Annotated in this window: 20 protein-coding genes; 12 read left to right on the forward strand and 8 right to left on the reverse strand. The window is 59.5% G+C overall.

Features of this window, described 5'->3' with window-relative positions; all coding sequences use genetic code 11:
- Positions 1-109: 109 nt before the first annotated feature.
- The 6 genes from ED655_RS14535 to ED655_RS14560 all read left to right on the forward strand — a co-directional run bounded on the left by ED655_RS14535 (position 110) and on the right by ED655_RS14560 (position 6,767).
- The gene (locus ED655_RS14535; RefSeq protein WP_122050789.1) at positions 110-880 is read left to right on the forward strand and encodes a DeoR/GlpR family DNA-binding transcription regulator; all 771 of its coding nucleotides are present in this window, start codon (positions 110-112) and stop codon (positions 878-880) included.
- A 58-nt stretch (positions 881-938) separates the two neighbouring features.
- Positions 939-1,931 carry a tagatose kinase gene (locus ED655_RS14540; RefSeq protein ID WP_240993697.1) on the forward strand — a complete coding sequence of 331 codons (993 nt, stop codon included), beginning with the start codon at positions 939-941 and terminating at the stop codon, positions 1,929-1,931.
- The gene (locus ED655_RS14545; RefSeq protein ID WP_122050792.1) at positions 1,928-3,178 is read left to right on the forward strand and encodes a D-tagatose-bisphosphate aldolase, class II, non-catalytic subunit; all 1,251 of its coding nucleotides are present in this window, start codon (positions 1,928-1,930) and stop codon (positions 3,176-3,178) included. Before ED655_RS14540 ends, ED655_RS14545 begins: the two co-directional genes overlap by 4 nt.
- Before the next feature lie 124 nt (positions 3,179-3,302).
- Complete coding sequence (locus ED655_RS14550; protein ID WP_122050794.1) at positions 3,303-4,100, forward strand: L-iditol 2-dehydrogenase; 798 nt, start codon at positions 3,303-3,305, stop codon at positions 4,098-4,100.
- Positions 4,101-4,337: 237 nt separating this feature from the next.
- Positions 4,338-5,849 (forward strand): sugar porter family MFS transporter, encoded by a 1,512-nt coding sequence (locus ED655_RS14555; RefSeq protein ID WP_240993698.1) that lies wholly within the window; start codon positions 4,338-4,340, stop codon positions 5,847-5,849.
- Positions 5,850-5,984: 135 nt separating this feature from the next.
- Positions 5,985-6,767: a DUF1460 domain-containing protein gene (locus ED655_RS14560; protein ID WP_162993550.1), complete on the forward strand. Its 783-nt coding sequence runs from the start codon at positions 5,985-5,987 to the stop codon at positions 6,765-6,767.
- 63 nt (positions 6,768-6,830) lie between these two features.
- Here ED655_RS14560 and ED655_RS14565 read toward each other — a convergent pair whose 3' ends face one another.
- The gene (locus ED655_RS14565) at positions 6,831-7,787 is read right to left on the reverse strand and encodes a bifunctional helix-turn-helix transcriptional regulator/GNAT family N-acetyltransferase (protein ID WP_122050798.1); all 957 of its coding nucleotides are present in this window, start codon (positions 7,785-7,787) and stop codon (positions 6,831-6,833) included.
- A gap of 75 nt (positions 7,788-7,862) precedes the next feature.
- Between ED655_RS14565 and ED655_RS15640 the strand changes: the two genes are divergently transcribed.
- The 5 genes from ED655_RS15640 (at position 7,863) to ED655_RS14585 (ending at position 12,606) form a co-directional block, all read left to right on the forward strand.
- Entirely contained in the window at positions 7,863-8,024 is a 162-nt protein-coding gene (locus ED655_RS15640) for a hypothetical protein (protein ID WP_162993551.1), read from the forward strand.
- A 139-nt stretch (positions 8,025-8,163) separates the two neighbouring features.
- On the forward strand, positions 8,164-10,416 hold the full coding sequence (locus ED655_RS14570; protein WP_122050884.1) for a TonB-dependent siderophore receptor: 2,253 nt from the start codon (positions 8,164-8,166) through the stop codon (positions 10,414-10,416).
- Positions 10,413-10,727: a hypothetical protein gene (locus tag ED655_RS14575; protein WP_122050799.1), complete on the forward strand. Its 315-nt coding sequence runs from the start codon at positions 10,413-10,415 to the stop codon at positions 10,725-10,727. The genes ED655_RS14570 and ED655_RS14575 overlap by 4 nt, the downstream gene beginning before the upstream one ends.
- Positions 10,724-11,032: a hypothetical protein gene (locus tag ED655_RS14580; protein ID WP_122050801.1), complete on the forward strand. Its 309-nt coding sequence runs from the start codon at positions 10,724-10,726 to the stop codon at positions 11,030-11,032. The genes ED655_RS14575 and ED655_RS14580 overlap by 4 nt, the downstream gene beginning before the upstream one ends.
- The gene (locus ED655_RS14585; protein ID WP_162993552.1) at positions 11,029-12,606 is read left to right on the forward strand and encodes a PepSY-associated TM helix domain-containing protein; all 1,578 of its coding nucleotides are present in this window, start codon (positions 11,029-11,031) and stop codon (positions 12,604-12,606) included. Before ED655_RS14580 ends, ED655_RS14585 begins: the two co-directional genes overlap by 4 nt.
- A gap of 43 nt (positions 12,607-12,649) precedes the next feature.
- Here ED655_RS14585 and ED655_RS14590 read toward each other — a convergent pair whose 3' ends face one another.
- The 7 genes from ED655_RS14590 to ED655_RS14620 form a co-directional block, all read right to left on the reverse strand.
- Positions 12,650-12,973, reverse strand: coding sequence for a hypothetical protein (locus ED655_RS14590; protein WP_023979893.1), 324 nt, complete (start codon positions 12,971-12,973; stop codon positions 12,650-12,652).
- Between the two features lie 288 nt (positions 12,974-13,261).
- On the reverse strand, positions 13,262-15,130 hold the full coding sequence (gene htpG, locus ED655_RS14595; RefSeq protein ID WP_122050804.1) for a molecular chaperone HtpG: 1,869 nt from the start codon (positions 15,128-15,130) through the stop codon (positions 13,262-13,264).
- A 76-nt stretch (positions 15,131-15,206) separates the two neighbouring features.
- The gene (locus ED655_RS14600; RefSeq protein WP_122050805.1) at positions 15,207-15,605 is read right to left on the reverse strand and encodes an NUDIX hydrolase; all 399 of its coding nucleotides are present in this window, start codon (positions 15,603-15,605) and stop codon (positions 15,207-15,209) included.
- Between the two features lie 18 nt (positions 15,606-15,623).
- Positions 15,624-16,301: an HAD family hydrolase gene (locus ED655_RS14605; RefSeq protein WP_205836055.1), complete on the reverse strand. Its 678-nt coding sequence runs from the start codon at positions 16,299-16,301 to the stop codon at positions 15,624-15,626.
- 94 nt (positions 16,302-16,395) lie between these two features.
- Positions 16,396-17,508, reverse strand: a complete 1,113-nt coding sequence (locus tag ED655_RS14610; RefSeq protein WP_122050807.1) for a glycerophosphodiester phosphodiesterase family protein — start codon at positions 17,506-17,508, stop codon at positions 16,396-16,398.
- A gap of 113 nt (positions 17,509-17,621) precedes the next feature.
- Positions 17,622-20,039: a TonB-dependent receptor gene (locus ED655_RS14615; protein WP_122050808.1), complete on the reverse strand. Its 2,418-nt coding sequence runs from the start codon at positions 20,037-20,039 to the stop codon at positions 17,622-17,624.
- A gap of 189 nt (positions 20,040-20,228) precedes the next feature.
- Positions 20,229-21,032 carry an OmpW/AlkL family protein gene (locus ED655_RS14620; RefSeq protein ID WP_122050888.1) on the reverse strand — a complete coding sequence of 268 codons (804 nt, stop codon included), beginning with the start codon at positions 21,030-21,032 and terminating at the stop codon, positions 20,229-20,231.
- A gap of 293 nt (positions 21,033-21,325) precedes the next feature.
- Here ED655_RS14620 and ED655_RS14625 point away from each other — a divergent pair, with 293 nt between their 5' ends.
- Entirely contained in the window at positions 21,326-21,937 is a 612-nt protein-coding gene (locus ED655_RS14625) for a Crp/Fnr family transcriptional regulator (protein WP_240993699.1), read from the forward strand.
- The last annotated feature ends 6 nt before the right edge of the window (positions 21,938-21,943 follow it).

Below are 21,943 nucleotides of genomic sequence, written 5' to 3' on the forward strand. Positions count from 1 at the left end.
TGTGCATATCCTGACACAACCCTGTGATGGCCTGTCTTAGCTGCTGACAAGCAAAAGATGATAACTTACAAAACGAAAGATAGGTTTTCGTTTTGAAAGATTCTTGACCATGTCGATGGGCGTTAACAGCGCAACTCTCAAACGCCGTCTGGGAATTGTCGATACCGTAAGGCGCGCCGGATTCATACGGACCGAGGCGCTGGCGAGTCAGTTCGACGTCTCCATGGTGACGATAAGGTCAGACCTTGCCTATCTGCAAAGTCAGAATCTCGTCATCAGAACAAATGGCGGTGCCCAGCCGGCTCACGATTATGCTGTCGATGCGCCTCTGGATGAGGGGCCCACCCTGTATGAGGCCCGAGCTCTGGCACGTGCTGTCGCCTTCAGGCTCAAGCCAGGGCAGTGCGTTTTTCTGGACAACACGCAGGCCGCTTCTTTCGTGCCGGTCTATGCGACAGCCGAAAACCTGCGTTTCGTCGTCAACAGCTTCGAAACCTACCATATGGCGAGCCGGACCAGCGATGCGGCGGTCTCGTTGCTGGGTGGCGAGTATGACCGGCTGGGATACCCGCTGATCAGCCCCGCTGCTGATCATGCCTTGTCTTTCTATGATCTGGATCTCGCGGTCATTTCGGCAGCTCAGATCAGCAAGCGGGGTTTCACCTGTCTCGATCAGACAGGCAGCTGTCTGGAGAGTGCCATCATCCGGGCGCGGCAGGTCTTTTTGCTGACTGACCGTCTCGATCGGGCCGATGAGGATGGTCATGTTCTGGACTGGCGCAAAACCATGTCGGTTCTGCATGGGGGCACACCGCCCGATGGCGCGGTGCTATGCGAGGACTGGTCTGTTTTTGCAGATGACACCGCACCCTCCGGCTGAGCACCCCACTGGGCCCTTTTTCTTACCTTCTGTTTTCCCCTGCGATGGATAACCGATCATGGCATCCAGTTTTCTGATGGACCAGTCCCCGGACGCGCCGCGTTGCATCATCACAATCGGTGAGATTGTGGTCGAGATCATGGCCGAGACCCAGGGTACTGGTTTTCTCGAACCGATGGCTCTCAAGGGGCCTTACCCTTCGGGCGCACCGGCGATCTTCATTGATCAGGTCGCTCGTCTGGGCGTGGAGTGCGGTATCGTCTCGGCGGTCGGGCGTGATGATTTCGGCACGCTCAATATCGAGCGCCTGAGGCGTGATGGTGTGGATGTTTCTGCCATACTCAGCGTGGACAGTTTTGCAACAGGCAGTGCGTTTGTGCGCTACCGGCCCGATGGCAGTCGCGATTTCGTCTATAACATCCGCCAGTCTGCCTGCTCGCAAACGGGCCTTCACGAGGCAGCGCGTGGACTGCTCAAGCGCGCGACCCATGTCCATGTGATGGGGTCCTCACTGTTTTCCTTTCCGATCATCGATGCCGTGACGACCGCTGTGCATCAGGTCAAGGCGCAGGGTGGAACCGTTTCATTCGACCCGAATATCCGCAAGGAGATGCTCGACATCCCCGATATGCGGGCAGCCCTGCAATTGATGCTTCAGGAATGCGACATCTTCCTGCCAAGCGGTCCCGAACTGCTCCTGTTCAGCAGTAGCACGACGCAGGAGGCCGCCATTGCCGAGATTCTCGACATGGGCGTTTCTGAAATCGTGCTCAAACAGGGCAGTGAGGGCGCGACCTGCTTTTGTGCCGACAAGACCGTCCATGGTGCGCCGTTCCCGGCGCAGGAAATTGACCCCACAGGCGCGGGCGACTGCTTTGGCGCGACCTATGTCACATGCCGCCTGCTCGGCAAGACGCGCGAAGACTCGCTGCGCTATGCCTGTGCCTCCGGGGCGAGGGCTGTTTCGTTTTTTGGCCCGATGGAAGGTACGTCCGATTTCGCGGCGCTCGATCAGCTCATTGCAGGCCAGAACACGGGAGAAAAAGCATGACCGGTTCGCTCATCTCGACATTGCGGGCGCGTTTTGACCAGGGCGACAAGACAGCTGTCACCTCGGTATGCTCGGCCCATCCCCTTGTCATTGAGGCCGCCCTTCTTCATGCGGCATCGCACGGCAAGGCTGTGCTGATTGAGGCGACCTGCAATCAGGTCAATCAGGATGGCGGTTATACCGGCATGAAGCCCGTCGATTTTCGCGATTACGTATACGGTATCGCCGATCGGCTGGGCTTTGCACGTGAGCAGATCATTCTGGGCGGGGATCATCTCGGTCCCAATCCGTGGAAGTCGCTTCCGGCAGCACAGGCCCTGCAAAAAGCCTCGGACATGATTGCGGCTTTTGCCGAGGCAGGATTTACCAAGCTGCATCTCGACGCCAGCATGGGTTGCAAGGGTGAGGCCGAGCATCTGCCTGATGCCATTGTGGCAGAGCGGGCCGTGATGCTGGCCAAGCGAGCCGAATCCGTCGCACCGGGGCGGTCCGTCTATGTGATCGGTACGGAAATTCCCACCCCGGGCGGGGCGACCGAAGCCCTCGACCACGTTACGCCCACCACACCGGACGCAGTTCGTGCGACCTATCAGGTACATGAAAACGCCTTCCGCGAGGCGGTGCCGGCGGCCTGGTCGCGCGTGATTGGCATCGTGGTGCAGCCCGGTGTGGAGTTTGGCCATGAAGATGTGGTCATTTATCAGCCCGAGCAGGCCAGCGCGCTTGTTGCCACATTAGCTCGTCTGCCGGGTCTGGTTTTCGAGGCACATTCAACCGACTATCAGCCGGGCACGGCGCTGGCACGACTGAAACAGGACGGGTTCTGTATTCTGAAGGTTGGGCCGGAGCTGAGCTTTGCCCTGCGTGAAACGCTTTACGGGCTCGACGCCATACGTAGCTTCATCGACCCACAGGCAGTGTCGCTGGTCGGGACGATGGAAAAGACCATGCTCGATGCGCCTGCCAACTGGCAGAGCCATTATCATGGCGATGCGATGGAGCAGCGTATCCTGCGCCATTTCAGCTATAGCGACCGTATTCGCTATTACTGGCCCGAACCGGCCGCCGAACAGGCCGTGACAGCGCTGATCCAGTCGCTGGAACAGGTGTCCATTCCTGAAACCATGATCAGCCAGTATCTGCCCCGGCTTTTCGAGCGCGTGAAATCGGGTGCGCTTGCCGCCGAGCCTCGGGCTCTTCTGATCCAGTCGGTTCGCGACGTGCTCGAACGTTACGAGACGCTTTGAATCGTGTGCCTGGTGCGGGGACCCAGAGAAACAAGGCCCCCACGCTAGGCCAGTCCGACCTGTCTGACTTTACCTGACTCAACTGACCCATCCGTCATCATCCGATGACCATAGGAATCACGACATGAATGCCACCACCGCCCCTCAGGGCAAGCCATTGCAGGATCGTGTTGCGCTCATTACGGGTGCCGCACGCGGTATCGGCCGCGCTCTTGCCGAGCGCTATGCACGCGAAGGTGCGCACGTTGTTATCGGTGACCTGAACGAGGCAGGTGCGGTCAGCGCCGCTGCCGAACTCGGTGCCGATCATCTTGGCGTTGCACTCGATGTAACCCGACAGGACTCCATCGATGCCGCGCTGGCGGCCATTATCGCGCGTTATGGCCGTATCGATATTCTGGTCAATAATGCCGGTCTGTTCGATCTCGCTCCGACGGTCGAAATCACGCGTGAAAGCTATCAGCGCGTGTTCGCCGTCAATGTCGAAGGGCTGCTTTTCACGCTTCAGGCGGTCGCACGCCAGATGATCGCGCAGGGTCATGGCGGCAAGATCATCAATTTCGCCTCGCAGGCCGGGCGTCGCGGTGAGCCATTGGTCGCGATCTACTGCGCCTCGAAGGCAGCCGTGATTTCTCTCACCCAGAGCACCGGGCTCGATCTCATCAAATACGGTATCAACGTCAATGCCATTGCACCGGGTGTGGTCGATAACGAGCACTGGGATGATGTGGACCGCCGCTTCGCCCAGTACGAGAACCTGCCTCTTGGTGAAAAGAAGCGGATCGTTGGCGCATCGGTACCGTTCGGGCGTATGGCGCGTCCTGACGAGATCGGGGGGCTTGCGGTGTTTCTGGCCTCGAAGGATGCCGATTATATCGTCTCGCAAACCTATAATATCGACGGCGGCAACTGGATGAGCTGAGGCGCGATCGTTCATCGCGCCTTCCTGAGCGCATGGGGGGGCTTGTGTGCCTCCCTGTCAGCGTTCAGTCCGATCTGATTTTTCCGGAACACTGAAACGACATGCTTCGTGTGTGCGGGCCGATAGGGCCTGCGCCATGCGGCGGGCTGCGCCCATGCTGTCGAGCCGGTAACGACCCCCATCGTTGCCAGGCTTGGGCATGAAGGATGGTGCGCGCCCTGAAGAAGGGGAAAAAGAATGAAAACGCAGAGGCAACCCGGCATGGGTGATACCGATCGTGCTGGCATCGAGGCGATTGTCGAGCAGACCTCACCGGGGCGGTCCGCATGGCTCATTCTCGCGGTAGCCTCTTTTGCCGCCGCAGTATGCGGTGGGCTTTACGGCTATGATACCGGTGTGATTTCCGGGGCGCTTTTGCTCATGACGCGTGAATTCGGGCTGTCGCACACGCAGCAGGAAATCGTGACGGCCTCCATACTTGCTGGCGCAGTCGTGGGGGCGCTGGTCACGAGCTGGTCATCGGAGCATCTGGGCCGCAAGAAAACCGTCCTTGTCGTGTTATTCTTGTTCGCCCTGGGGGCGATTTTGTGCTCGATGGCCCCGAGTATCGGCAGCCTTCTTGCCGCACGTTTCCTGCTGGGTATCGCGGTAGGCGGCTCCACACAGGTTGTGCCCATGTATATTTCCGAATTATCGCCAAGCCGTTATCGCGGCACGCTGGTCACCACCTTCAATGTGGCGATCGGGGTCGGGATCGTTCTGGCGAATATCGTTGGATATTATTACCACGATGTCTGGTCATGGCGTCGCATGGTGTCGGTCGCTTCCATCCCGGCGGGTCTGGTCTTTATGGTCATGCTGTTCATGCCGGCCAGCCCGCGCTGGATTGCCGAAAAGCGGGGCCTGACGGCGGCCGCGCGTATTCTTGAACGGGTGCGACATACGAAGCTCGATATTCATCAGGAGCTTACCCAGATCGAGCGTATCCGTCAGTCAATCAACCCCGAAAATTCCGGCTGGGCCGGGTTGGCGCAGCCATGGGCACGCCCCGCGCTGATCGCTGCTCTGGGGGTGGCCTTCTTCACGCAATGTGGCGGGCTGGAGATGATGATCTATTATTCTCCCACTTTCCTGTCCGATGCCGGGTTTGGAAAAAATGCGGCCCTTCTGGCCAGCGTCGGGGTGGCTTTCGTTTATGCCATTGTCACCCTGGCTGGGTGTTTTCTGGTCGATCGCGTCGGGCGTCGTCGTCTGATGCTGATCATGATTCCGGGCTCGGTCATCAGTCTGATCGGGCTTGGCATTTCGTTCATGTCGGGCAGTCATCAGGGGTTTGGCGCGCTTGCCACTGTGGCTTTCCTCCTGCTTTTCATGATGTTCAATTCGGGCGGTATCCAGATCTGTGGCTGGCTGCTGGGGGCAGAGTTGTTTCCGCTTGGTATGCGCGGCCCGGCGACGGCGCTGCATGCGGCGATGCTCTGGGGCAGTAATCTGCTCGTGACCGGAACGGCACTCACTCTGGTGCAATCCGTTGGTATTGGCGCAACGATGTGGATTTATGCCGGAATCAATTTCCTGTCCTTTGTCTTCGTCTATCGCTTTGTGCCGGAAACGGCCGGTTTGTCGCTGGAGGATATCGAGGGCAATCTGCGGGCGGGCAGTTTCAGCCCGGGCAGGATCCGCAGGATCGACAAGGCTATCGTTACTTCGGGCCCGCAGGGATCAACGACGGCAAGCGGCAGGGCTTGAAAACCGGTCCGATTTCATAGGGGCCGGATTTGTCTGGTAGCCTGTCGTACTGGATTATCGTGCAAAGAGTTGGGGGCTGTGATGGGTTTTTCGGCGCAAACAGGACGGGTTGTCAGGATATGTGCGGGACTAAGCATGGCGGCCTTTCTGCCCTTGATCGCACAGGCGGCCGACACAGCTTTCGCGCCCACAGATCAGGCCCGACTGAGCCAGATTGAGGCGCAGATAAGGGCTGAGGCCCCGGAGCGGCCTGTCGACCCGGCAGGTTTCACGCATCGTCTCTCGACGGTTTCGGCACTGTTTCTCGGGACACCCTATATCGCCAATACACTGATCGGTGGTGCCGACACACCGGAGCGCCTGGTCATTCGTTTTGACGGGGTGGATTGCTACACGTTCATCGACCTTGTGCGCGCGCTCTCGCTTTCCAGCAACGAGGCCGGGTTTGTCGCGGCACTTGAAAAGACCCGTTATCGCGATGGCAAGCTTGCCTATCTGAACCGGCGGCATTTCCTGACAGACTGGGTGGCGCTTGCACCGCATAATGCCCGTGACATGACGCGCGATTTGTCATCGCAGGCGCAGGTCACGCGTAAAAACCTGAATCAGCGTGCTGATGGCGGGGTCTATATCAAGGGGCTTGCCATTCACCCGCGCGACATCGCATGGCTGCCGCCTGAGTCCCTCACCCCGCAAATTGCCAGAAAAATCCATACAGGCGACGTGATCGGTATCTATACGGCCCTGCCTGGTCTGGACGTGACCCATACCGGCCTTGCTATCTGGAAAGACGGGACGCTCTGGTTCCGTAATGCCTCATCGCTCAAGGCCAATATGAAAGTCGTGGATACGCCGCTGCAAACCTATCTGAAGGGCAAGCCGGGCTTTCTCGTTCTGCGTATGCCTGAAGCGGAATAGCGGGCGTCATATTGCTCGCAAGGGCTGGGGGCGGGAGGCCCGACGTCTTGTCCTGCAAGACCGTCAGGGGTTCTGGTTTGTCTGCGCGTCTGGCGTGAGCAGTTCGCAAATCCAGTCCTCGCCCTGCAGGGGGACGCCAAACAGATCATGCGGTGCGGTCGCAACGCAGGAAAAACCGTTTCTGGCGTAAAGACGACGGGCATTTTCAAGCACAGTATGGGTCCACAGAATAACGCGCCGGTAGTTCTTTTCACGGGCGAAAGCGAGACATTGCTGCACAAGCGCATCGCCAATGCCTCGCCTGCGGGCAAACGGCTCGACATGCAGCAATCGCAACCGGGCAACACCATCGCCTTCATCGGTCAGGAAAACGGCACCGGCCATGACCTGATCGAGATCGGCAACCCAGCAGGCTTCACGTGCCGGGTCGAACCCGCTCAGAAAGCGTGATGCCGTCTCGGCAATCAGACATTCAAGCTTGTGTCCCCAGCCATGGCTTTGTGCATATAGCGCTGATTGACGAGAAGCGATAAGGCTGACTTCTCCGGGCCGGGGGGCACGCAGGGTCAAAAGCGCGTCGGCTGATGGTGCCAGCAGAAAACGTGCATGGGTGAGCGATGTCACGAGGTCGTAGCGCGAAAGGGGGTCTAGGGCCGCCAGCGTGGTCCGAATGGCTTCCTGAACGCGCTTCTCAAGGCCCGAGAGCATCTCACGCCCGCCTGGGGTAAGTGTGATCGGGCGTAGACGCCTGTCATGTTCAGGGCAATCGCGATGGATCAGGTTACGGCGGGTCAGGCGGCCGATCATGCGGCTGAGTTGCCCCCGGTCGATCTGCAGGGAGTTCTGCAATGCCGCGGCGGTTACGGGATTGCCCTGTATGTGTCCCTGACGGGCAATCTCGAAGATCAGACGGGCTTCGGCGAGGGTGATGTCCGACCCTGAAAAATGCGCATCCAGCGCACCGACATGCTGGACAAAAAAGCGGTTGAAACGCCGGACGGCCTCGATTGCGTGGTCCATGATGTCTGCCTGAAACGAAATAACCCGAACCTTGGCTGCGCCCCTCCCGGTTTCCCGGTCCGCGCGGCCTTGTGGATGATCCTAGTCGTACAGGCCATTATCCGGGAGGCCAATATCGGCAAGGGCTACGCCGGATGGCGTCAGTATCGCATGAGCCATCCTGAGCCCATGAGGTGGATCCTCCAACGCTTTCCAGTGTCACCTGGCGAGCCTGCGCCACGCGTGTCGTTTGGCTGACATAGAGCAGTGTGGCTTGTCGGTGTCACCTGACCCGCGAAACCAGACTCACAAGACATTAATGAATTGACAATGATTCGCAATTGCACAAATTCAGCGCCAGTTATTGGCCCACCATTATGATGTTGAATTTGAAACGATGCGCAGGATCACCGGTCTTGTCGCCCTGGCTCTGGCAGGCGCGACCTCTCTCACAACCGCACAGGCAGCAGACACACAGCCGCAATCGATCCTGCGGAAAAAACCGATGCCCGCTCAAAAGAAAAAACCTGACGAGATCATTGTCGTCTCGGCCACGGGCCTGTCTCAGGCAGGGGCAACCACCAAGACACGCACCCCCATTATCGAGTCACCGCAGACCATCTCGATCGTCACGCGTGAGGAAATCGAACTGCGCGCTTCCCCCACCATTGCCGATGCGCTGTCCTATATGGCGGGTGTGCAGGCTGAGCCCTCGGGCGTGGATAATCGCGTGGATGAGGTTTCAGTGCGCGGCTTCGGGGCAGGCGGCTTTTCGTCCAACAACAATTTTGTCGATGGGCTGCGTCTGCCTTCCGGCGGGCAATGGACACGTACATCATTCGATCCGTTCGCCCTTCAGCAGATCGAGGTGCTGAAAGGGCCGTCTGGGGCGCTTTATGGCCAGACCGCGCCCGGTGGTATCGTCAATCTCACCACCAAGCGTCCGACCGAAAAATCGCATGGCGAGTTTTTCCTTCAGACCATCGGTTACACCAAGCTCGGCAACTGGCAGGGTCAGGCCTCGGGTGACGTCTCCGGCAAACTCAACAAATCCGGTACGGTGCGAGGACGGATCGTTGCAGTGGCCCGTTATGGCGGCACACAGGTCAATGATGTGAATAGCGGGCGGTATTATGTCTCGCCCAGCCTGACCTGGGCTTATGCGCCGGGGTCGAGCTGGACGCTGTTGGCGCAGTATCAGCGTGACACCGGCGGCTCGACCTTCCAGTTCCTGCCCATGACCGGCACGCTTGTGCCATCCAAGGGGCGCTATATCCGCAATGACGAAAACATAGGCGAGCCCGACTGGAACACCTTCGATCGCACACAGGTGCTGACGGGGTCATTCCTTGAGCATCGCTTCAACAATATCGTCACGCTGCGCAACAACACGCGCTACACCTATCTGGATAACCTTTATCGCTCGACGGTACTGTCGGGCGATACGCTGACGAAATGTACCGCCAGCATCAAGGGATGCGTGCCCTATCAGACCGTCAATCGACGGGCTGTCGAAGGACGCGGGCGCTCGCAGGGCGTGGCGACAGATACCCAGCTTGAGGTCAGGGCCAGAACAGGCATGGTGCGTCATACGCTGCTGTTCGGCACGGATTATTTCTACACAAACTGGGAAAGCTCGCGCGATCTGGTCAACTCGGCGCTTGTGCTGCCCCTGCTGAATATCTTCGACCCGGTGGCGCGTGGCACGACCGGTTATTCGGCCGGTCTGGCGCCGCAGGTCTATGGCGCCACGGAATCGCAGCAGAACGGTCTGTATTTCCAGGACCAGATGAAGATCGAAAATCTCTACATCACGGTCGGCGGTCGTCAGGACTGGGCGCGTGACAATACCCTCAATATTCTCACCAAAAAGCGCTATCTGAACGATAATGACCGCTTTACATGGCGTGCAGGGGCTGTTTACCGCACCAAAATCGGTCTGGCGCCCTATTTCAGCTATGCCACGTCCTTCCAGCCGCAGGTGTCCGACCCCTCCACCGCACTCGATAACAAGCCTTTCAAGCCGACGACAGGCGACCAGTATGAGGCCGGGCTGCGTTACCAGTATGGAAAGAGCATTTACGTTACTTTCGGCGGGTATCAGATCACGCAGCAGAATGTGACGACCCCTGCGCCGAACGGCCAGCTTTGCGGCACGGCGACATGCCTTGTGCAGACGGGTGAGATGCGTGTGCGCGGTCTGGAGCTCGAAGGCCGTGCGACCCTGCCCTGGGATATGGCGGTTATTTTCACCGGTACGCGCAGTGCCGCCAAGATTACGGAATCGAACACGGCTTCGCAGATTGGCAATTATATGCCTCAGGCCCCGAAATGGATGGCCTCGCTTTTTGTCGATCAGCGCCTGTTGCATGGACCGATGCGCGGTGCCGGTTTTGGCGGTGGCGTGCGCTATACGGGCCATTCCTATGGCGATACGGCCAATACGCTCAGCATACCCGGGTACACGCTCTATGACATGTTCCTGCGCTATGATTTCGGCGTGGCGCGGCCCCGCTATAATGGCCTCTCCTTCTCACTCAACATGCGCAATATCGCCAATAAGCGCTTCGTAGCGACCTGCACGGCGGTCTCTGCATGCTATTATGGTCAGGGCAGAAGCCTGACCATGCGTCTGGAATATCGCTGGTGAGCGGGGCAAGCCTGTCGGGCCTTGCAGGATTTTACCCGCCCTGCCTGGTCCTGGCCGGGTTTTGTCTGGCCGTGGCCGCTGGCGCTGCTTTCTACCTCGCCAGTGGGCAACAGCAATGGTGTCGGGTGCGCCCCCCATCGCGCCCCTGCCTTGGGGCGGGCGCATTGTTCTCGGTGCTCTCGCTGGTCGGGTTTGTGGCAGCGACTGACTGGCTTGTCGGGGTTTTCATGACAGTGGCGATGCTGATGCTTGTGCTCAGCCTGCTCCCCCTTGGGGTTGCGCTTCATGCGCGAAGGGGCGTGCGCCTATGAAAGGGGCGAAACTCGATAACCGCCGCTGGTTCGCCAAGACGCTGGCCGGTTTGATTCCCGGTGCTGCACTGGCACTGGGGGCGATGGTTCTGGCCGGGCATCTTTGTGGTGCCACAGGCAATCCGATGATGCTCTCATCGCAGTTTCTCATGTGGGGGGCGGCACTGCTCTGGGTGATCTGTCTCAGCCTGTGTTTCCTGTTTCGCTCAGGTCTGGGGGCATGGTTTGGCCTTGGCTGGATTGCCTGTCTGCTATGGTTGGCCAACACGCTGCTTGCCGGGTTTTTCGGGGGTGGGCAGTCATGAAATTGCGCGCTGATATCGTGGAGGTCTATCGTGAAGTTCATAGCTGGGTCGGTGTGTTGGCAGGGCTGTTCCTGTTCATCGCCTTTTACGCGGGCGCCATCAGCATGTTCGAGCCAGCGCTCGAATCCTGGCTGACACCGCGGCCCGACCTGCCTGTTGCTGTTTCCATCGAGCATGTGCCGGATCTGCTCGACAAGGCCTTTGCTGTCTATCCTGAGGCACGGCGCCAATACAGCATTGTCGTCAGCCCCGATGCCGCCCATCCGGCGCGTCTGGTATGGCCACTGGGCCAAGGGCATCATGGCCACGGGTCATCGGCCATGATGCTGGCGGCGCTCGATGCGCAGGGCGGTCTTGTAACCACAACGCATAGACCCTCGCCCGTAGCCCAGCTGATTGACACGGTTCATCAGCGCATGGGGCTACCCTTGCCTCATGAGCCCGCCATGATCGTGATGGGATTTATTGCGCTGGCCTATGCACTGGCTCTGGTGTCAGGGACCATCGTTTACATCCCGGCCCTGGCACGGGCGCTTTTTGCTGTACGGCTGGTGGGGAGCGTCAGACGCAAATGGCTGGATCTGCATAATCTGCTCGGGTTCTGCTCCTTGCCGTTCCACATCGTCATGGCTCTGACATCCGTTGTGTTTGCCCTTCACGACGTGATTTTTACGGTGCAGGGTGAGTTTCTCTCCCATGCCCAGAGTTCGAGCGCGCATGGTCGTCATGGTGCGGGGCATGGTGGTGGTCGGGGCATGGGGGGCATGGTTGCACCGCCACATGCGGGAGAGGGGGCAGTGCTGCTGGCTCCGGCGGAGATACTGGCGCGTCTGGCCCAGACGGCGCCGGGTTTTGTGCCTGACACGCTCGATTATTCCACGCGCCCTGGTGGGCCGCCCGGTTCAGGCCCGGTCTTGCGCGTTTCGGGGCATGATCCCGCCCATGTCATGCGTGGCCCCACCAGCGGATTTGCAACACTCGACCCTTATACGGGCCAAATTCTGTGGAGCGCTTATCTGCCGGGGTACCAGTCGGCAGGGTTTGCAGCGCTGACCAGTTTCTTTGCCCTGCATTTTGGCAGCTACGGGGGGGCGCCGATACGCTGGACCTATCTCGTTCTCGGTTTTGCCGGGGCGTTTCTTTTCTATACGGGCAGCAAACTCTGGATTGCGGTGCGCCGACGCAAGGAGAAGGCGACGGGGTGCCTGACAGATACGCGCGGAACCCGCTTTCTGTCCCGCCTGACGACCGGTTGCTGCACGGGCTGCATGACAGCCATTGCCCTTCTGCTTTGTGTCTCGCTGGTGCTTCCCCACCCCTTGAGTGAGGGCGGAGCATTCCGGCTTTATCACGGTGTGTTCTGGGTGATGATGCTGGGTGCGCTGCCCTTCGCATGGGGTGAGGCCCTTATGCTCTGGCTGGCAACGCTCGTCCATGCGGCGCTGGCAGTCATCGTTCTGCTCAGAGGCGGACAGACCGACGCCGTCAACTGGGGCGTTGCTCTTGTGGCGCTCGGCCTGACAATCGTGTTGATGCGGCTGGCCCGTCAGGGGAGTGCAGTGCGCCCTGCCTGACAGGTACGGTGTTCCCCAAGGCCGGGTTGTTTCATCGCAAGACTTATTTGTCGAGTGAGGCGATCTTGCGTTCGACCCAGTCGCGCGCAGGGTCCCCGCCCCAGAGAAGCCACGCGATATAGCCGGCAGAGGGGTCGCTATCCGATCCCCATTCATGGGTCTTGGTTTTCTGGTCCGATTTATGGCGGGCGAAGAAGCTGTGCATGGATTTGAGGTCGCTCTCATCCAGATCCTTCTGTTCGGCCAGTTGCTCGGCGCGTTTGACACCGGCTTCTGTCCCGCCGCGATTGAATTTCTCGCGTAATTTGAGACCGTGGCGCGCCGCCGAGGCCATTTCCTTGGTGGGGTGAAAACTGCTCTGCGTCATGATCAAGATCCCTCCTGCCGGACGGGCGAAACGCCTGCCTGCTTGCAAGAGAGAACTCGTCCGGCGGGGAGGAAGTTGCGCCTTTGCGTGGTCCAGCTCGATGCAGGGCTTGCAGGGCTCAGCCTCGGCGCTTTTGCCGTTTTGAAAAGTTTTTTTGTGCAAGCGACCACGAAAAAAGGCCCGGATTGTGGGTCCGGGCCTTTTTCAACGTGATGTCATGCCTGCACAGACAATTTGCGCCGACCGCCAGTTTCAGGGGGTCGGCGCCTCGTGATCGGCGGTGACGATTCAGGCTGTAGCAGCGCTCGTCAGCATGGCGGTCAGGCGCTGCGCGAAACCGGCGGCGTCTGGCAGGGTTTCGCCATCCTGAATACGGGCGACATCCAGCAGAACGCGGGCGAAATCGGCCACGCTCTCGCCTTTTTCCACTCGTGCTGCAAGATCACGGATGAGCGGGTGATGCGGGTTGATCTCCATGATGGGCGCTGCGGGGGGCATGCCCTGACCCGAGCGACGCATCAGGCGCTGCATCATCAGATCGGGACCACCTTCGCTCGTGATCACCACGGCGCTGCCAACCAGACGCACCGTGCCGCGCACATCCTTCACTTCCTCGCCAAGGGCTTCCTTGAGCGCAGGGATCAGTTTCTCAAGATCCGCAGCCTCGCCTTCCGGCGTCGGGGCTTCGAACTTCTCAAGATCGCCGTGAGCCTGATTGATGGATTTCAGGGTCTTGTCTTCATAGGAAGACAGACGATCGGGCCAGAAACCATCTACCTGATCGGAGAGCAGCAGCACTTCGATGCCACGGGCACGGAACCCTTCGAGCTGCGGCGAGGCAGCTAGCGCCTCGGCGTTTTCACCCGTCAGGTAGTAGATTGATTCCTGACCTGGCTTCATGCGCGTCAGATAGGCATCGAGCGTGGTCGGATCGTCAGACGCCGTGGAACGGAAGCGCGACAGGGCAGCGAGCTCCTGACGGTGCTCGGAATCCTCCCAGATACCTTCCTTGATGATCGGGCCGAAATTTTCCCAGAACGTGCCGAAGGATTCGGCATTTTCCGTGTCCTTGGCGCGGTTCTTGATTTCGGTCATCACGCGCTTGGTCACGGCCTTGCGGATGCGCTGCAAGACGGGAGTCGATTGCAGCATTTCACGAGAGACGTTCAGCGGCAGGTCTTCGGTATCGACAACGCCCTTCACGAAGCGCAGCCAGGCCGGCAGAAGCTCGGCCTCGTCGGTGATGAACATGCGGCGCACATGGAGATGCACCTTGCTCTCACGCGACTGCTCCATGAAGTCGAACGGGCGAGCACCGGGAATGAACAGCAATGCCGTAAATTCAGTCGTGCCTTCTGCGCTCCAGTGCAGGGTCGCATAAGGCTCGTCAAACTGGTGGGCAACGTGGCGGTAGAACTCGGTGTACTGCTCGGGCGTGATGTCGGATTTCGACTTGCGCCACAGGGCCGTGCCTTCATTGGCCGATTTGTCTTCCTCACCCTCGCGCAGCGTGATCGGCCATGAAATATGGTCGGCCCATTTGCGGATGATCGAGCGCAGGCGCCAGGCGTCGAGGAATTCATCAGCATCGGTTTTGACGTGCAGGATGATGTCTGTGCCGGGCTGTTCACGCATGGCTGGCGCAATGGTGTAGGCACCCTTGCCATCAGACGACCACTGCCACGCCTGATCGGAGCCTGGCTGGCGCGAAATCACGTCCACCTTATCGGCCACCATGAAGGCGGCATAGAAGCCGACGCCGAACTGGCCGATCAGGCTGGGGCGGTCTTCCGGCTTTGCGCTGTTCAGCTTCTCGCCAAAAGCGCGTGTGCCGGAGCGTGCGATCGTGCCGAGATTGCTCGCCAGATCCTCACGGCTCATGCCTGCGCCATTATCGCTGATGGTCAGCAGGCGGGCATCCTTGTCGGGATGGATGCGAATGGCAGCGTCGGCCGGAAGGGCCTTGGCGGCATCAGTCAGCGCCTCGAAACGACGCTTGTCGGAAGCATCGGCGGCGTTGGCCACCAGCTCACGCAAAAAGATCTCGCGCTCGGAGTAAAGAGCATGAACCACGAGATCGAGCAGACGCCCGACTTCTGCGCTGAATTCATGCTTTTCGGCGCCCTGGACCTGATCTTTTTCGGTGTTTTCGGTCATGGAGATCCCTCAAGACTGTGATGGTGCCGCAAGGGCACTGATTTGCAGGGAGAAGTAGAAATGCTGCCGTCTTTTTTCAAGAGAGGCTCGCATGGAGAGGCAGGACGTATTCACGCGTGAGGGGCGCCAGAATCAGGCCTCGTGCGTCCTCGGGGGTGACCCAGCGCGCCTCCTCGATCTCGGCGGCGATGATGACAGGGCCGGACCAGGGCAGGGCGAACAGATCGGCGCGTACGACATGGCCCGGCTCGTTGGCAGCCAGGGCTTCGATCTGCCTGATGAAGTGGCACGAACTTGCCTCTGGCTGGATACCCAACTCCTCGTCGATTTCGCGTAAAAGCGCGGCCAACGGGGTCTCGCCTGGCTCGATCTTGCCGCCTGGCTGCATGAAGGCCTGCGTACCCCGTTTGCGTACCAGCAAAAGACGGCCCGCCCCGTCATGCAACAGGGCGGCGGCGATGGTGATGACAGACATGGTTGTTTCCCGACTGTCTCAGCCGGCGTTGTCGCCCAGGATGGACAGGCGGCCATCGGGCAGACGATGGGCCTTGAGGGCCTCGTAACCCGGCACAGTGGGATGGGGTACATCCACCTCATGGGTATGAGTGGCTGTGATCACCACCACGCTGGCACCTGCGGCCTCGCCTGCCTTGATCCCGGCAGGGGCATCCTCGAATACAGCGCAGTCCTTGGCCTCGAAGCCCAGACGTTGCGCGCCGAGCAGGAAGCAGTCAGGGGCCGGTTTGCCATTGGGGGCGTCTTCAGCCGTGATCAGGATTTTCGGCAAAGGCAGTCCGGCAATCTCGATGCGTTTGAGCGCAAGCTCACGCGAGGCTGAGGTGACGATGGCCCAGCGATCGGCAGGCAGGCTGTTCAGAAACGCCGTGGCACCCGGAATGGGGTCGATGCCATGCGTATCTTCCAGCTCGCGACTGGTAATCCAGTGGGCTTCAGCGACCGGATCAACGCCCGGCAGTTTCTGGCGGCGTATGGTTTCGACGGTCTGAACGCCATGAATGGTGGGAAGGAATTTCTCAACATCCAGACCGTGCTTCTGGGCCCAGAGGGTCCATACGCGCTCTGCCGCGATGATGGAGGTCAGGATTGTGCCATCCATGTCGAACAGGAAGGCGTCGAAGGCTTTACCGGGAAACAGATCGTGCGCGGCCAAGGGAGTTCTCCATCATGAGGGCAGGATATACAGGGCGCAAACCCTGCATGACCTGTCCAACGCAGGCAAGTTTGCGCCGGATCAACTTATCGGCTCACCCCGCCGTATCGACTGCCAGTCGGCCAAGGGCCGGGTCATCCGTGAAGAACCCGTCCAGCCCCATATCGAGATAGCGCTTCACCTCGGCAATCATGCCTTGCGGGTTGCGGGCGTTCAGCGCGCCCCCATCGCGCAGTTCCTTCGGCAGGAAATAGTTCTCAGGGCGCGCCGTGTAGGAATGAACCAGCAGCCCGGCTTCATGAGCGTCGGTGATCAACGAGGTGGGCGTACCCCACGAGCCGTCCGGTTTGCGCGGGATCAGATCGGTGTTGGACGGGCCGATCACATCGGCAAAGCGGCGTATCTCGCGCAGGCCTTCGGGCTTCATGAAATCGCCAAAGCTTTTTGCATCGTTTTTGCCCAGAAGATCGGGCGGTGTCTGGTCAGGGCCACCCATCAGGAACATGACCCGCGCCTGCGGGTTGATGGCGCGCGTCTTTTCACCGATCGCTCGCAGATTGGCGGTTTCGAAAGACTGGAGTTCCAGAGGGGCCTGGCGGGTATATTCATGCGCTGCGATGGTGCGCAGGAACGTGGTTTCCGGATCCAGACCGAGGCTGTGGAAATGGGTGGAGTTCTTGATTTCGGGAATGAGCCCGTACACCTTGCCACGCGCGGCGGATTCACCGGCTACGAAATCGATCACTTCTTCAAAAGTCGGCACATCGAAATGCCCGTCATAGCGTGTGTTATGCGGGCGAAGCTGCGGCAGGCGCTCTTTCGCCCGCAGGGTCTTGAGCTCGGCGAGGGTGAAATCGGTGGTGAACCAACCGGTCTCTTTCTGTCCGTCAATGGTCAGGCTGCGCTTGCGGGCGGCAAATTCCGGGCGCGAGCCGACATCGGTGGTATCGGCAATATTGCTCTCATGGCGCACGATCAGCACGCCGTCTTTCGTCATGACCAGATCGGGTTCGATATAGTCGGCACCGTCTTCCATTGCCTTGGCGTAAGAGGCCAGCGTGTGCTCGGGCCGCAAGGCAGAAGCGCCACGATGGGAGAAGACGAGTGGCTTGGGCGCCAGAGACGGGGCCGCGAAGGAGCGCGAGGCGAGGGCCGGCGCACAGAATCCGGCGGCGCCAAGAGTGAGAGCGTGACGACGTGACAGCAAATCGAACCTCCTCAGGCCCGCTCCCGCAAGAGACAGGCGCGGGAGGAGGCATTTTGAAAGAAGGACGACGCGGCCCGGTTGATCGGGCGGCGCCGTTCCTGTGTCGGGCTATGTTACCAGTTGGCGCTCAGCGTCAGGAAATACATGCGCGGTGCAATGGGGTAGGCCGTGAACTGACCTGAAGTCTGCGTTGTGCTGACCGTGGACCAGCCACGCGTATTGGTCAGGTTGGTGATGTTTCCCTGAACGCGCAAGGCAGGAATATGGGGGATACCGTGAATGGTGTAGCCCGCATTCATGCTGAACTGTGCGGTCGGCGAGGCCCAGAGATCGTTGGTGTAGGTGGTGTAGCGCTTGCCCATGACATCGCCGATGAACTGGCCGTAGAAATTGCCCCAGTTCGTGGTGGCGACGAATTTCTCGGTCCAGTCCGGCTGACCCGCCACATTGCGGCCTGCAATGCGTATGGTGGACGTGCCGGAGTTGTAATTGTCGTTATAGACCGACTTGTTATAGCTCAGCCCGTTATAGATCGAGAAATGCGGGCCGAACTGTGCGGTGAAGGAGAAATCCATGCCATCCGTTGTGACCGAACCCACATTGGCGAGCGTCGTGGCCGAACCGATGATGGAGGACAGGGATTGCGTGGTGGCAATGGCGACCAGACGGTTTGAGAAATGCACATGATAATATTCAGCCTGTGCCGAGATATCGGTCAGCGGGCCGAGATTGACATGGTGATGGGTACGCAGGCCGGTCTCATAGGTCCATGAGGTCTCGACCTTGCCGTTCTTCTTGAAATCCTCGAAGGCGGCCTGGCTTGTGGCACCCCAGGGGGTGGCATTGCCGTAACCGGCGCTCTGATAGGAACGCATGTTTTCCTGGATATTGGCGAACCACTGCTCGTTGGGCGTGATGTTCCACAGCGCACCGAAAGACGGCAGGAACGGCTTGACCGCGGCAATCGTGCCGCCCGGCACGGTCACGGCTGTTGCCGGTGAGAGCGATCCTGGCTTGCCAGCTACGGGCAGGGTGCCGTTTGTGTAGACCAGCTCGGATTTGAAGCCTGCCGAGAGGGTAAAGTTCTTCGTCACCTTCCAGCTGTCCTGCAGATGGGTAGTGAAGGTGTTGGTATAGAAATAGTTGGTGTACTGCTTGATCAGGGCATCCTGCTGGCGGTCATAAGGTGTGGTCGGGCTGTTTGCGTCCAGCGGATACCAGCGACGGGCCTGCGTGTTGTTGTTGCGCTCGTACCAGCCCCCGACCTCAAGGTCGTGATGGCCCAGCTTGTAGCGCAGCGTGGTGATCAGGCCGCCGCGATTATCCCAGTATTCGGTCGTGCGTGTGGCATAGCCCGAGCCGCCGAACACGTTGCTGAGCTGGCTGGCGCTCTGGTTCGGGAAATAGGCGCTGAACAGCGTGGGCAGACCTGCGGCCGTGATCGGCCCCGCCACAACGCCCTCACCCAGATTGTGATGGTAATAGAGCTTGTTGTCCCAATGCAGGTTGGCATTGAAGTCGTGCTGCCAACCCAGATAGGTCAGAAAATCCTCGCGCTGGGCGGCGGAATAGTAATTGCGATAGTTCAGCCCGGCATTCTTGTAGGCAGCCGAATTCAGATATGATTTGGCGTAGTTGAAATCCGGATAGGTGAAGGGGCGCACATAGGTCCCATACCCATTGGGCAGCACGATGCCGTCTTCATTGGGTTCGACCTTGTCAGACCAGTCAAAGAAATAGGTAATCTTGTCCTTGCTTCCCTTGTGCACGAATTTCGCATTGACCTGATTGCCGCCCTGATGACCGGCAAAATCCCAGGCACGGGCATCCTGCCGCGCCCATGAGATATAGGCCGAGTTGCCATTGCCGAAATTGCCGGTATCGAACCGGGCAAAGGTGCGGAAGGTCGAGAAGCTGCCGAAGGTCTGATCGAGCTGACCACCCATTTTCTGCTTCGGGTCGAGCGAGGAAAACAGCAGAGTTCCGCCCAGATTGGAGGTCGAGGCGGTGCCAAGCGCGCCAGAGCCGGTTGCGACCGTGGCGTTGCCCACGTTTTCACTGATTACGGCGCGCTGTGGCGACAGACCGTTATAGTTGCCATAGGCCTGATCACCCAGCGGGATACCATCGAGCGTATAGCCGAGCTGGTTCTGGTTGAAGCCATGGATGAAAAGCGATGAGTTCTGTTCGTTATTGCCCCAGGGATCGGCGTTGTTGAACACCACGCCCGGCAGAATCTGCAACGCCTTGAGCGGGCTCAGACCGGGCAGGATGCGTTGCAGCTGCGTATGGCCCACACTCTGCTCTGAACGCGTGCGACGCGCGGTTGCAATGACTTCTTCCGCCGGCGCGGTGGAGGTCAGGGCCTTTGCCTTACGCGAAGCGTTCTGGGCATGCAGCTGCGAGACGGGTGCTGTATTCTGATGAACGGGAAGCTTCGCATCTGCGGCGTGAGCGGTGGCGCTCAGCAGGGCGAGGGGAGAGCAGAAGAGAGACAGCGTAAGGGCATGGCGCTGCTTGCGAAGCTTCATCAGTAAACTTTCCTTTAAGACGGGCTCGAACGCGGCGCACCCTATTCGGAGAGTTCGTTACGGTGTGTGAAGCTTCGGTGATTTGGATATGACAGGGCTGTGACACGGTAAGGGCCAGGCCCGGAACGAAAAAAGGCCACCCTATGCAGGGTGGCCTCTTTCATTCCGATGTTCCCGGGGAGGGGAATATCAGAAGCGGTATTCGATACCAGCTGCGACCGTGGTGGGGTCGAGCGAGTCATGGGCCTTGATGAAGGCGCCCGACCCACGGTCATTGGCCCAGGCATGCATGCGCATGAACATCTGCTTGGCATCCATGTTGAAGAACCAGTTGCCAACCAGCTGATAGTCAAAGCCGACATTGACCGACGGGCCGCCCGTCACGCCAACATTGAGCTTCTGCACCAGGCCACCGGCGGGCGACACATTGTGGAACCATGCCAGTGTTGCACCGACGCCCACATAGGGGTTGAAGCGCTTGTGGGGACGGAAATGCCAGGCCAGCGTGATTGTGGGCGGAAGAGCCCAGGCGCTACCGACATCAATACCACCCAGCGGGGTGTCCTTGGCAGCCACTTCATGACGGGTGCTGGCGGCAATCAGGTCGATCGAGATATTATCCGTGAAGAAGTATTCGAACGTCAGTTCCGGCATGACCTGATTGGTGGTCTTGACGCGGCCTGGAATGGCGGCGCCATTGAGCCAGAGCTTGCTGTCACGATCCTGCGGAATGACGCCGAGGGCAGACAGGCGGATGATGAAGTCACCCTTGCCAAGGCCGATCTTGGTGCTGGAGCAGGTCTTGAACAGGCCGCATTCATCGCTGGAGGATGAGCGGGGCGCAGCAACGGCCTGAGCCTGGGGTGCGAGCACCATGTTCGTTGAAACTGGCGTGTTGACGACGGGGGTCGTCTGGGCCTGTGCGACGGGTGCTGCAACAGCGGCAACAAAACCGGTCAGAAGAGCGGTGGAAATCTTGAAAGAGGTCTTCATCAACGTCATCCGTGATTAAACAGTGACGTTCTCTCACCATGCGCTATGATGTCGTGCCTTGATCCAGATCAAGACAATAGCAACGTTGCTGATGACCGTGGGGAATTGGCAACAGTATATGACGTATTGTTAACCGAACAAGAACAAAAATAAAAAAGATGAGGGTCGTTGACGCCATGGATGCGCAGACGAGGGACAGTATCAGTGCGCTTGGACCTTGCGGCAGTTGCGGGCAATGCCTTCACTGCGAGGCGCGTACGCGGAGTATTTGTTCCGTTATCGATCCGGATAACATGGCGCGACTTGCACAGTATTCCCACCGCCTGTCCGTCGCGCCCGGCAAGACGTTCATCCAGGAGGGTGAGGCGGCCACCGATTTCTACATCGTGACGGCGGGGCACGTTAAGATCTTTACCCTCATGCCTGATGGAAGGCGTCAGATCACGGGCTTTGGGCAATCAGGTGATTTTCTCGGGCTTGCGAGCGGTGCCACCTATGCCTTCAGCGCCGAAGCCCTCGGTCCGTTGTCGCTCTGCCGTTTCTCCCGCACCGGGCTTGGCCTGTTGCGTCGGGAATTTCCGGCGCTTGAGCTGCGCCTGATGGAAGAGGCCTCGCGCGAGTTGGTCCAGGCGCAACGCCGTATGCTGCTGCTGGGCCGCAAGACGGCGCGTGAGCGTCTGGCCAGCTTCCTGCTGGAGCAGCATCATCGGTCCCCCACAAAAGAGATCGTCATTCACCTGCCCATGAGCCGCACAGGGATTGCCGATTATCTTGGCCTTACCATCGAGACAGTCAGCCGCACCCTGAATGCCCTGCAACGTGAAATGATGATCACCATCACCCAGGTCACACAGATCACTCTGCTCAATCTTCCTGCGCTGGAACACCTCGCCAGAGGGGGATAGGCACCT

Origin of the sequence: Asaia bogorensis (assembly GCF_900465345.1) — a bacterium.
In the GTDB taxonomy this organism is placed as follows: Bacteria; Pseudomonadota; Alphaproteobacteria; order Acetobacterales; family Acetobacteraceae; genus Asaia; species Asaia bogorensis_A.